The sequence below is a fragment of the Herbaspirillum sp. C7C2 genome (assembly GCF_022627865.1).
In the GTDB taxonomy this organism is placed as follows: domain Bacteria; phylum Pseudomonadota; class Gammaproteobacteria; order Burkholderiales; family Burkholderiaceae_D; genus Herbaspirillum; species Herbaspirillum frisingense.
Genome location: NZ_JABXGI010000013.1, coordinates 109835 through 121516, shown reverse-complemented (window position 1 = coordinate 121516; position 11682 = coordinate 109835). Strand labels below are relative to the sequence as shown.

The following is an 11682-nucleotide window of genomic DNA, read 5'->3' as shown; positions in this document are numbered from 1 at the left end:
ACCCTCCGGGAGAGGCCGCCAAGCGTCGCCTGCCGTTGTTGCAGCTCCTTGCCGTAGCACCACTACGGCGCGTCGCTACGCCTAGGCAGTCAACGCTTGGCGACCGCTCGCACTCGTAGATTAAATGTGAACAGGCCCTAGTCGCGGTTAGCACTGATCAGCAGCGACGATCCCTACCACTCGCGGCGATTGACGCTTGCGCTGCTCGGACTGGCAAGGGCTCCATGCCTCACCATTCGCCGATTTCCCTATTCCCCGATTTCGCACCCAGCTTCCGATCGTGATCGGGCGCAGCCTCCACCGGGCCACTGACGCAGCTCACAACGGAGACCTACGCGCCCTGGAGGCCGGTCTTGGCGTGCTCGCCAGGCTGGACGCGTTCGCCCGCCCGGCCTTCTCTTCCACCAGTTCCATCAAGCCCTGTGCCGCAATTGACAGGCTGCGCCCCTTGGGCGTGACGATCAGCAAGGGCCGCACCAGGTCGGGGGCATCCAGCGGGATGGCCACCAGCTCCGGCAGGCGGAACTGGAACAAGGTCAGCTCCGGCACCACGCTCACGCCCAGGCCGCTTTCGATGAGGGCGGCCACGGTGGCCAGGTGCTCCACTTCCAGTCCGGTATGGATCACCGCGCCCGGGCGCAGGGCTGCATCCAGGTGCTGGCGTACGCTGGTGGAACGGGCCAGGTGGATCATCTCGCAGCCGGCCAGCTGCGCTACCTTGATGCGACGCTTGCCGGCTAGCTTGTGGTCGCGCCGGCAGACCAGATAGAACGGATCGCTGTACAGCGGGCGGGTATCGAACTCCAGCAGGTTCGGTCCCGGCGCGGTCAGTGCGATATCGGCCTTGCCCTGGCGCAGCAGGTCCAGGCAGTGGTCTGAAATGGCGTCGAACAGCTCCAGCATCACCCCCGGATAGCGACGCCGGTACTCCGCCAGCACCGGCGGCAGCCAGCCCGCCGCCAGCGAGGGCAAGGCGGCGATGGCCACCCGGCCCTTGCGGCGCGCCACGTAGTCGCTCATGTCGGCGAAGGCGGCCTCGATGTCGTGGACCAGCTGGCGTGCCACCTGCACGAACAGTTCACCTTCCGGCGTCAGGGTCACATTGCGGGTATCGCGCTCGAACAGCCGCGCCCCGGCGGCGGCTTCCAGCTTCTGGATCATGGCGCTGAAGGCGGATTGCGAAACGTGGCAGCGCTCGGCCGCGTGACCGAAATGGCGGCAGTCGACCAGGGCCAGGAAGGCCTGCAGCAATCGCGTGGAGATATTGGTTTGCATGGCGAAGGTGGGCCGGCAATTATCCTGAAAAACCGGTCAATCAATCGAAAAAAGCGACTTTACAACAAAATCGACCGCCACCTACACTCGCCCTGCTCACCTCCCGCAGCCTCAGTACACAACAATGATCCGGCGCGTTGGAAGTGATGACAACACAAGAACATCAAACCAAACACCGGAGACACGCATGTTAGCCCTGCTAGGCTTTGTCACGATCGTATCCTTGTTCACCGCCATCCTCACCAAGAAGATGTCGCCGCTGGTGGCGCTGATCGCCATTCCCATCATCGCTGCGCTGGTCGGTGGCTTCGGCCTGCAGACCTCTAAGTTCATCGTCCAGGGCGTGACCGCCATTGCGCCGGTGGCGGGCATGTTCGTGTTTGCGATCCTGTTCTTCGGCATCGTCACCGATGCCGGCATGCTGGACCCCATCATCAGCCGTATCCTCAAGACGGTGGGCAGCCGGCCCACGCGCATCGTGCCGGGTACTGCCCTGCTGGCGCTGCTGATCCACCTGGACGGCTCGGGCGCGGTGACTTTCCTCATCACCATCCCGGCCATGCTGCCGCTGTACAACCGGCTGGGCATCGACAAGCGCATCCTGGCCTGCGTGGCCTCGCTGGCGGCCGGGGTGAACTTCCTGCCCTGGACCGGGCCGATGATCCGCGCCTCGGCGGCGCTGCATATCCCGGTGTCGGACATCTTCACGCCGCTGGTGCCGGTGCAGCTGGTGGGGCTGGCCTTTGTCTTCATCGCTTCCTACCTGCTGGGCCTGAAGGAAGAACGTCGCCTCGGCCTGGGCAAGGGTTCTACGGTGGACTTCGTGCAGCAGCACGAACTGACCGAGGCACAAATGAAGATCCGCCGGCCGCAGAATTTCTGGGCCAACATCGTGCTCACCGTGTTCGTGCTGGGCGTGATGATCAGCGGCAAGGTCGATCCGGTGGTGATGTTCATGATCGGCGTGGTGCTAGCCCTGATGATCAACTACCGCGACGTGACCATGCAGCGCGAGCGCATCGACGCCCATGCCAAGGCGGCGCTGCTGATGGCCAGCATCCTCTTCGCCGCTGGCGTGTTCACCGGCATCATGACCAAGTCGGGCATGTTGACCGCCATGGCCAAGACGGCCGTCGGCCTGGTGCCGCCCGACATGGCCGGCCATATTCCGGTGGTGCTGGGCCTGCTGTCGATGCCGTTGTCGCTGCTGTTCGACCCGGATTCCTTCTATTTCGGCGTGCTGCCGGTGATCGCCGAGGTCAGCCACATGCTGGGCGTACCGACCATCCAGGTGGCGCAGGCGGCGCTGCTGGGCCAGATGACCACCGGTTTCCCGGTCAGCCCCCTGACCCCGGCCACCTTCCTGGTGTGCGGCCTGGCCGGCATTGAACTGGCGGACCACCAGAAGTACACCATTCCCTTCCTGTTCGGCGCCTCGGTGGTGATGACCATCGCCTGCGTGGTGCTGGGCCTGTTCCCGCTGTTCTGAGCCAGCGACCGGCCCCGGGAAAGAAACGTTTTTGGAGAATTGCATGACCCATGATCCGCAACGCGTCGTGCGCATCGGCGCCGGTGCCGGCTACTCGGGCGACCGTATCGAACCGGCGGCCGAGCTGGCCGAACAGGGACAGCTGGACTACCTGATCTTCGAATGCCTGGCCGAGCGCACCATCGCCATCGGCCAGCAGGCGCGGCTGGCCGATCCGACCAAGGGCTACGATCCGCTGCTGGCCGAGCGCATGTACGCCGTGCTCAAGACCTGCGCCGACCAGGGCGTACGCATCATCACCAACATGGGTGCGGCCAATCCGCAGGCGGCAGCCCGACGCATCCGCGAGATCGCCCGCGAACTGGGTCTGACGCAGCTGAAGGTCGCCGCCGTCATCGGCGACGACGTGCTGGAGGCGGTGCAGGCCGGCGACTTCCGCATCGAGGACAATGGCCAGCCGGTGGCATCCCTGGGGGAGCGCCTCATCTCGGCCAATGCCTACCTGGGCGTGGCCCCCATCCTGGAAGCCCTGCAAGCCGGTGCCGACGTGATCGTGACCGGCCGGGTGGCCGATCCGGCACTGGTGCTGGCGCCATTGGTGTACGAATTCGGCTGGGCTGCCGATGACTGGGACAAGCTGGGCCAGGGCACCGTGGTCGGCCATCTGCTGGAATGCGCAGGCCAGATCACCGGTGGCTACTTTGCCGATCCTGGCAGGAAGGATGTGGCCGGGCTGGCGCGATTGGGATTTCCCATCGGCGAGATCAGCGCCGACGGCAGTGCCGTCATCACCAAGGTCGCCGGCTCCGGTGGCCAGGTGACGGCGCAGACCTGCAAGGAACAACTGCTCTATGAAATCCATGATCCCGCCGCCTACTACACGCCGGACGTGATCGCCGATTTCTCGCAAGTCCAGATCACCGAAATCGGCCCTGACCGCGTCGCCATCATCGGCGGCCGTGGCCGCGCGCGCCCGGAAACCCTGAAGACCACGCTGGGCTACCGCGACAGCTTCATCGGCGAGGGCCAGATTTCCTATGCCGGACCGGGGGCGCAAGCCCGCGCCCAACTGGCCGCCGACATCGTACGCGAGCGCCTGGCGCTGACCGCCGTGCAGACCGACGAACTGCGCCTGGACCTGATCGGCGTGAACGCCATCAGCAGCGCGCAGATGGCGTCGGCGGCCCAGGCGCCAGAGCCACAGGAAGTGCGCCTGCGCGTGGCCGGGCGCACGGCCAGCATGAAGGAAGCGGTACGCATCGGTAACGAGGTCGAGACCCTCTACACCAATGGCCCGGCTGGTGGCGGTGGCGCGACCAAGGCCGCCCGCGAGGTCATTGCCGTGCTATCGCTGCTGCTGCCGCGCAGCCTGGTGCACCCATCCGTTCATATCGAGGAGGTCTGACATGCAACTCAGAGACATCGCCCATTCGCGCGCCGGGGACAAGGGCGACATTTCCAATATCTCGGTGATTGCCTACCGCCTCGAGGATTACGCCCTGCTGGAACGCGAACTGACCGCCGAGCGGGTGCTGGCGCATTTTGCGGGGGTCGTGCAAGGAGAGGTGGTGCGCTACGCCTTGCCGCAGCTGGGGGCGCTCAACTTCGTGATGCAGCGCGCACTGGGCGGCGGCGTGACGCGCTCATTGGCGCTGGATGCGCATGGGAAGGCGTTGTCGGGGGTGATGCTGGGGATGGAACTGTAGCATTGAGAATCACCTGAAAATTCTCGCAACACGAGAAGAAAGAAAGAGCGCTATTTTGGCTGCAGTTAGGTGACATTAGAGCGACGTTGGAGCGATGCGGAGAACCTTTGTCGGTCATAAATTACCCCAGGGAAAAATAGGCAAGTTTTCACCGATTACTTCGCCCGAAACAGCGTACATTGCGACTGTCCAAAGCCGGCAAGATTTGGTATCGTCCGCCCGTGATTCATTCTCGCACTGCATCAGCTCCCTGCTGATACTCTCCCCCCATTATGAAAAAACCAACTCGACTCGGCACGCCGCTTTCTCCTTCCGCCACCAAGGTCATGCTGCTGGGCTCCGGCGAACTGGGCAAGGAAGTCATCATTGCCCTGCAACGCCTGGGCGTGGAAGTGATCGCCGTTGACCGTTATGAAAACGCGCCCGGCCATCAGGTCGCGCATCGCGCCCACGTGATCAACATGACCGACGGCGCCGCCCTGGCGGCGTTGATCGAGCAGGAGCAGCCGGACCTGATCGTGCCCGAGATCGAGGCCATCGCCACCGAAACCCTGGTCAAGCTGGAAGAAGCCGGCCGCGCCCGCGTCATCCCGACCGCCCGCGCCGCCTGGCTGACCATGAACCGCGAAGGCATCCGCCGTCTGGCCGGTGAAACACTGAGCCTGGCGACCTCGCCCTATCGCTTCGCCGACAGCCTCGACGAGCTCAAGGCCGCCATCGACCAGATCGGCTATCCGTGCGTGATCAAGCCGGTCATGTCCTCCTCCGGCAAGGGCCAGTCCAAGATCGACAGCGCCGACGAGATCGAAGCCGCCTGGAACTACGCCGCCGCCGGCGGCCGCGTGGACTCCGGTCGCGTGATCGTGGAAGGCTTCATCGACTTCGACTACGAAATCACCCTCCTGACGGTGCGCTCGCTCAACGAAAACGGCGAGACCATCACCAGCTTCTGCGACCCCATCGGTCACGTGCAGGTCAAGGGCGACTATGTCGAATCCTGGCAGCCGCACCCGATGCCGGGCGCCGCGCTGGAGAAGGCCCGCGACATCGCCCGCAAGGTCACCGAGAACCTGGGCGGCCTGGGCCTGTTCGGGGTGGAACTGTTCGTCAAGGGCGACATGGTCTGGTTCTCCGAAGTCAGCCCGCGTCCGCACGACACCGGCATGGTCACCATGGTCAGCCAGGTGCAGAGCGAGTTCGAACTACATGCCAAGGCTATCCTCGGCCTGCCGGTCAATACCGCCCTGCGCACCCCGGGTGCATCGGCCGTCATCTACGGTCAGCATGAAGCCCGTGGCATCGCCTTCGACGGCGTAGCCGAGGCGCTGCGCATCCCCGGCGCCGATATCCGTCTGTTCGGCAAGCCCGAGTCCTTCGCCCGTCGCCGCATGGGCGTGGCCCTGGCCGCCGCCGACAATGTGGAAACTGCCCGCATCCGCGCCAAGCAGGCCGCAGCCAAGGTCAAGCCGGTGATCCCGGAATAAGCGTCGCAAACGATCTGGCCGACGGGCTCCGAGTTGCATCGGAGCCCGTTTTGTTTTGGGGCCGGCAACGCGGCGGGGAAACGATATAAAGAATATGCCCGTCGGCTCTGGTTATAATCGTCGCCTCCCTCCACAACAGCAGCTTTGCTCACGATCATGAAGTGCGATGTCGCCATCATCGGCAGCGGTCTGGCCGGTCTCTCCGTAGCTCTCCATCTTGCCGAAAAGTATCAGGTCGTGGTCGTCTCCAAGGGCGAACTGCTGGACGGCGCCAGCAACTGGGCGCAAGGCGGCATCGCCGCCGTGCTGGATTCGGGCGACAGCCATGCCCAGCACATCGAGGACACGCTGGTGGCCGGCGCCGGCCTGTGTGACGAAGGCGCCACCCGCGCCATCGTCGAACAGGGGCGCCAGGCCATCGAATGGCTGATCGCCCAGGGCGTACCCTTCACCCGCGACGACAGCGCCGAGCTGGGCTACCACCTGACCCGCGAGGGCGGCCACAGCCAGCGCCGCATCATCCACGCCGCCGATGCCACCGGGCATGCGGTGCAGGTGACGCTGGAACAGCGCGTGCGCGCCCACCCCAACATCACCCTGCTGGAACACCACTGCGCCATCGACCTGATCCACGCCGGCAAGCGCGATCGCGAGGCCGAGCCGCGTTGCCTGGGCGTGCATGTGCAGGACAGCCAGAGCGGCCGGGTGCTTGCCATCGCCGCCGGCCGCACCGTGCTGGCCACCGGCGGTGCGGGCAAGGTCTATCTGTACACCTCCAACCCGGATTCAGCCACCGGCGACGGCATTGCCATGGCCTGGCGCGCCGGCTGCCGGGTGGCCAACATGGAATTCATCCAGTTCCATCCGACCTGCCTGTATCACCCCTATGCCAAGTCCTTCCTCATCAGCGAGGCGCTGCGCGGCGAAGGCGCCCTGCTCAAGCTGCCGGCCTCGGCCGGTGCGGCCGCCGGCCAGCGTTTCATGCCCGAGCACGATGCCCGGGCCGAGCTGGCGCCACGCGACATCGTGGCCCGCGCCATCGACTTCGAGATGAAGAAGCGCGGCCTGGACCATGTGGACCTGGACATCAGCCACCAGAGCCCGGCCTTCATCGCCGAGCACTTCCCGACCATCCAGGCGCGCTGCCTGGAGTTCGGCATCGACATCACGCGCCAGCCCATCCCGGTGGTGCCGGCCGCCCACTACACCTGCGGCGGCGTGGTGACCGACATGGCCGGTCGCACCGACCTGCCCGGGCTGTACGCCGTGGGCGAGACCGCCTATACGGGCTTGCACGGCGCCAACCGGCTGGCCAGCAATTCGCTGCTGGAGTGCGTGGTGCTGGGGCGCGCCGCCGCTGCCGACATCGAGCGCGAACTGGCCGCTGGCACCTGGCGCGTGGCCGACCTGCCGGCCTGGGATGAAAGCCGTGTCACCGATGCCGACGAAGAGGTGGTGATCGCCCACAACTGGGACGAACTGCGTCGCTTCATGTGGAACTACGTGAGCATCGTGCGCACCGACAAGCGCCTGGAGCGCGCCCAGCATCGCATCCGCCTGCTCAAGGAAGAGATCGACGAGTATTACGCCAACTTCCGCGTCTCGCGCGATCTGCTGGAACTGCGCAACCTGGTGGACGTGGCGCAGTTGATCGTCTCCAGCGCACTGATGCGCAAGGAAAGCCGGGGCCTGCACTTCAGCCAGGACTATCCGCGCACGCTGCCCCGGGCCACGCCGACCATCCTGCCCGGGCGGCAATGATGCGCCAGCTCCCTGCCCCGCACCGGCTTGCCGGCGTGACAAAGAGCTAGAGCGATAAAGCGACAAGGCCCGCCGGGTTTCCCCGGCGGGCCTTGTCGTTCCAGCGTACGGACAGCGTCAGCCGACCACGCGCAGGGAAAAGTCGGTGGCCTGGATATCCTTGGTCAGGCTGCCGATGGAAATGCGGTCCACACCGGTTTCGGCAATGGCACGTACGGTCTGCATGTTGATGCCGCCGGAAGCCTCCAGCAAGGCGCGTCCGGCATTGATGACCACGGCCTCGCGCATCAGCTCCAGCGAGAAATTGTCCAGCAGGATGGATTGCGCGCCGGCCTGCAGCGCTTCTTCCAGCTCCTGCAGGTTCTCCACCTCGACCTGGATGGTGACACCGGCATTGAGCTTGATGGCAGCGGCCACAGCGGCCGTGATACCACCGGCAGCAGCAATATGGTTTTCCTTGATCAGGATGCCGTCGTACAGCGCCAGGCGCTGGTTGGCGCCGCCACCGACGCGCACTGCGTACTTCTGCGCCAGGCGCAGGCCCGGCAGGGTCTTGCGGGTATCCAGGATGGACGCAGGCGTACCCTGCACCACCTCCACGTAACGCCGGGTAGCGCTGGCGACGCCCGAAAGCAGTTGCAGGAAGTTCAGCGCACCACGCTCGGCGGTCAGCAAGGCACGGGCCGGGCCTTCGATGGTGCAGACCTCGCTGTCGGCCGTCATCATCTCCCCTTCGGCGTAGCGCCAGCTGACCTGCAGACGCGGGTCGAGGCGGGTCATGACGGCTTCGAACCAGGGCGCACCGCACAGTACGGCGGCTTCGCGCACGATCACGCGGGCCTTGACGAACTCGCTCTCCGGCACCAGCAGGCCGGTGTAGTCGCAGTCACCGACGTCTTCGGCGATGGCCTGGTTGACGTTGGCATCGAAGGCCGCATGCAGTGCCGGATCGAAGGGTGCGAAGGGATTGCGCAGATTGCTGGCGGCGACGGTGGAGGCCGCGGACGCGGATTTGAGGGCGTGGAGAGTCATGCGGGGCCGATTCCTGCAAACAGTTGCTGTTCATCTTCAAGGCGCGCCGACGGGCGGACCTTGGCCTTGCGCTGGGCGGCGAAGTCCAGCATGCGATCGATGCAGACCACGGCCTGCTGGCCTACGGCGGGATCGACATGGATTTCGTTGGCGCCGGTTTCCAGCACGTGCAGCAGATTCTGCAAGCCGTTCATGGCCATCCACGGGCAATGGGCGCAACTCTTGCAGGTAGCGCTGTTGCCGGCCGTGGGGGCGTCGATGAAACGCTTGCCGGGGGCGGCGGCGCGCATCTTGTGCAGGATGCCGTTATCGGTGGCGACGATGAAGGCCGGGGCGTCAGACGCTTGCACGGCGGCGATCAGTTGCGAGGTCGAACCGATCACGTCGGCCTGGGCCACCACGGCCTCGGGCGATTCGGGGTGCACCAGCACCAGCGCATCGGGATGTTCGGCGCGCATCAGTTCCAGCTCCACGCCCTTGAATTCGTCATGCACCAGGCAGGAACCCTGCCACAGCAGCATGTCGGCGCCGGTCTGCTTCTGGATGTAGCTGCCCAGGTGCTTGTCGGGTGCCCACAGGATCTTCTTGCCCTGCGCGTGCAGGTGCTGGACGATTTCCAGGCCGATGCCGGAGGTCACCATCCAGTCGGCCCTGGCCTTCACAGCTGCGCTGGTGTTGGCATAGACCACCACGGTACGGTCCGGGTGCTGGTCGCAGAAAGCGGCGAATTCGTCGGCCGGGCAACCCAGGTCCAGCGAACAGGTCGCCTCCAGGTCGGGCATGAGGATGCGCTTTTCCGGGCTCAGGATCTTGGCGGTCTCGCCCATGAAGCGCACGCCGGCCACCACCAGGGTCTGGGCGGCGTGATCACGGCCGAAACGCGCCATTTCCAGCGAATCGGAGACGCAGCCGCCGGTTTCCTCGGCCAGGTCCTGCAGGTCTCCATCGACGTAGTAGTGCGCCACCAGCACCGCCTGCTTTTCCTTGAGCAGTTGGCGGATGCGCGCTTTCAGGTGCGCGCGTTCCTCGGGGCTGGGCGTGGCCGGTACCTTGGCCCACGCATTGGCGGTACAACTGCCGCCGGTCTCCATTTGCGGTCGCTCGAACTCGACGACCTTGGTTGCTGTTGCTTGCATGGCGGTCAACAATGCTTTGCGATGAGGGGTTATTCGATGCCCTGGCTGGCCAGGTAGTCTTCGTAGTTGCCACGGAAATCGATCACCTGGCCGTCCTTCACTTCGAGGATGCGGGTGGCCAGCGACGACACGAACTCGCGGTCATGCGAGACGAAGATCAGCGTGCCGGCGTACTTTTCCAGCGCGATGTTGAGCGACTCGATGGACTCCATGTCCATGTGGTTGGTCGGTTCGTCCATCAGCAGCACGTTGTGGCGGCCCAGCATCAGCTTGCCGTACATCATGCGGCCCTTTTCACCACCGGAGAGCACCTTCACGGACTTCTTGACGTCGTCGCCGGAGAACAGCAGACGACCCAGGATGCCGCGCACGGCCTGGTCGTCGTCGCCTTCCTGAGTCCACTTGCCCATCCAGTCGGTAAGGGTCTCGCCGGCAGCGAATTCCTCGGTCGGATCCTGCGGCATGTAGCCCACGTTGGCGTTCTCGGCCCACTTCACCTGGCCGGAATCGGGGTGCAGGCCGGTGACGTCACCACCGATGCTGCGCAACAGCGTGGTCTTACCGGCACCGTTGGCGCCGATGATGGCGATCTTCTCGCCGGCTTCGACCATGATGCTGAAGTTCTTGAAGATGTCGCGGTCGTAGGTCTTGGTGATGCCCTGGGTTTCCACGGCCAGGCGGTGCAGCTTCTTCTCGCCTTCGAAACGCACGAAGGGGTTCACGCGGGAAGACGGCTTGATGTCCTCGACCTTGATCTTGTCGATCTGCTTGGCACGCGAAGTCGCCTGGCGGGCCTTGGACTTGTTGGCCGAGAAGCGGCGCACGAAGTCCTGCAGTTCGGCGACCTTTTCCTTGGCCTTGGCGTTCACAGCCAGTTGCTGGGCACGTGCCTGGGAGGATGCCAGCATGTACTCGTCATAGTTGCCGGGGTAGATCTTCAGGGTGCCATAGTCCATGTCGGCCATGTGGGTGCAGACCTGGTTCAGGAAGTGGCGATCGTGGGAAATGATGATCATGGTGGAATTGCGCTCGTTGAGCACGTCTTCCAGCCAGCGGATGGTGTTGATGTCCAGGTTGTTGGTCGGTTCGTCCAGCAGCAGGATATCGGGGTTGGAGAACAGGGCCTGCGCCAGCAGCACGCGCAGCTTCCAGCCGGGGGCGACGTTGCTCATGGGACCGTTGTGCTGTTCGATGGGCACGCCCACGCCCAGCAGCAGTTCGCCGGCACGCGCTTCGGCGGTATAGCCGTCGAATTCGGCAAAGCGGGCTTCCAGGTCGGCCGCCTTCATGTAGTCGTCGTCGGTGGCATCCGGGTTGGCATAGATGGCGTCGCGCTCGGACATGGCATCCCACATCTCGACGTGGCCCATCATGACCACGTCCAGCACGCGCATCTCTTCGTAGGCGAACTGGTCCTGGCGCAATTTACCCAGGCGTTCGTTGACGTCCAGGCTGACGTTGCCGCCCGAGGGTTCCAGATCGCCACCCAGGATCTTCATGAAGGTGGACTTGCCGCAGCCATTGGCGCCGATCAGGCCATAGCGATTGCCATCGCCGAACTTGACGGAAATATTCTCGAACAACGGCTTGGCGCCGAACTGCATGGTGATGTTTGCGGTGGATAGCACTGCGAAAACCTTTTCAAAAATGTAACTTGCGTGCGCCAGTCCAGGCTACAGCCGCGGCACGCGAAACGGCGGATTTTACCACTGCGCGCCCGCCAAGGCTTGCCTGCGGCCGCTGGCGAGTGCGCGAAACTTGTCAAACAGCCATTCTCAAACCCGCTTTGACTGTCTGCG

At 64.7% G+C, this 11682-nt stretch carries 9 protein-coding genes; 5 read left to right on the top strand and 4 right to left on the bottom strand.

The annotated features are described in order from the left end of the window. Window positions 1-318: 318 nt before the first annotated feature. The gene (locus HWE04_RS16810; RefSeq protein WP_077237153.1) at window positions 319-1275 is read right to left on the bottom strand and encodes a LysR family transcriptional regulator; all 957 of its coding nucleotides are present in this window, start codon (window positions 1273-1275) and stop codon (window positions 319-321) included. Between the two features lie 187 nt (window positions 1276-1462). Between HWE04_RS16810 and HWE04_RS16805 the strand changes: the two genes are divergently transcribed. The 5 genes from HWE04_RS16805 (at window position 1463) to nadB (ending at window position 7715) form a co-directional block, all read left to right on the top strand. Then, window positions 1463-2764, top strand: a complete 1302-nt coding sequence (locus HWE04_RS16805; protein WP_234296576.1) for a CitMHS family transporter — start codon at window positions 1463-1465, stop codon at window positions 2762-2764. 43 nt (window positions 2765-2807) lie between these two features. Beyond that, the gene (locus tag HWE04_RS16800) at window positions 2808-4169 is read left to right on the top strand and encodes an acyclic terpene utilization AtuA family protein (RefSeq protein ID WP_241813128.1); all 1362 of its coding nucleotides are present in this window, start codon (window positions 2808-2810) and stop codon (window positions 4167-4169) included. 1 nt (window position 4170) lies between these two features. Beyond that, entirely contained in the window at window positions 4171-4470 is a 300-nt protein-coding gene (locus HWE04_RS16795) for an AtuA-related protein (RefSeq protein WP_241813126.1), read from the top strand. 272 nt (window positions 4471-4742) lie between these two features. Beyond that, window positions 4743-5954 (top strand): formate-dependent phosphoribosylglycinamide formyltransferase, encoded by a 1212-nt coding sequence (gene purT / locus HWE04_RS16790; RefSeq protein ID WP_006712647.1) that lies wholly within the window; start codon window positions 4743-4745, stop codon window positions 5952-5954. Window positions 5955-6110: 156 nt separating this feature from the next. After that, window positions 6111-7715, top strand: coding sequence for an L-aspartate oxidase (gene nadB, locus HWE04_RS16785; RefSeq protein ID WP_241813125.1), 1605 nt, complete (start codon window positions 6111-6113; stop codon window positions 7713-7715). 117 nt (window positions 7716-7832) lie between these two features. On the opposite strand, the gene nadC is transcribed toward nadB, so the two are convergent. The 3 genes from nadC to HWE04_RS16770 are packed head-to-tail and all read right to left on the bottom strand — an operon-like array spanning window position 7833 to window position 11511. Further along, window positions 7833-8747 (bottom strand): carboxylating nicotinate-nucleotide diphosphorylase, encoded by a 915-nt coding sequence (nadC, locus tag HWE04_RS16780; RefSeq protein ID WP_241813123.1) that lies wholly within the window; start codon window positions 8745-8747, stop codon window positions 7833-7835. Next, a complete protein-coding gene (gene nadA, locus HWE04_RS16775) occupies window positions 8744-9883 on the bottom strand; it encodes a quinolinate synthase NadA (protein WP_241813121.1) in 1140 nt (379 codons plus the stop codon). The genes nadC and nadA overlap by 4 nt, the downstream gene beginning before the upstream one ends. Window positions 9884-9912: 29 nt before the next feature. Beyond that, window positions 9913-11511, bottom strand: coding sequence for an ABC-F family ATPase (locus HWE04_RS16770; RefSeq protein WP_006712651.1), 1599 nt, complete (start codon window positions 11509-11511; stop codon window positions 9913-9915). Between the last annotated feature and the right edge of the window lie 171 nt (window positions 11512-11682).

Excerpts from the sequence above, each read along its gene's own strand:
- HWE04_RS16810 (WP_077237153.1), bottom strand. The coding sequence starts at position 1,275 with ATGCAAACCAATATCTCCACGCGATTGCTGCAGGCCTTCCTGGCCCTG.
- HWE04_RS16805 (WP_234296576.1), top strand. The coding sequence starts at position 1,463 with ATGTTAGCCCTGCTAGGCTTTGTCACGATCGTATCCTTGTTCACCGCC.
- HWE04_RS16800 (WP_241813128.1), top strand. The coding sequence starts at position 2,808 with ATGACCCATGATCCGCAACGCGTCGTGCGCATCGGCGCCGGTGCCGGC.
- HWE04_RS16795 (WP_241813126.1), top strand. The coding sequence starts at position 4,171 with ATGCAACTCAGAGACATCGCCCATTCGCGCGCCGGGGACAAGGGCGAC.
- purT (WP_006712647.1), top strand. The coding sequence starts at position 4,743 with ATGAAAAAACCAACTCGACTCGGCACGCCGCTTTCTCCTTCCGCCACC.
- nadB (WP_241813125.1), top strand. The coding sequence starts at position 6,111 with ATGAAGTGCGATGTCGCCATCATCGGCAGCGGTCTGGCCGGTCTCTCC.
- nadC (WP_241813123.1), bottom strand. The coding sequence starts at position 8,747 with ATGACTCTCCACGCCCTCAAATCCGCGTCCGCGGCCTCCACCGTCGCC.
- nadA (WP_241813121.1), bottom strand. The coding sequence starts at position 9,883 with ATGCAAGCAACAGCAACCAAGGTCGTCGAGTTCGAGCGACCGCAAATG.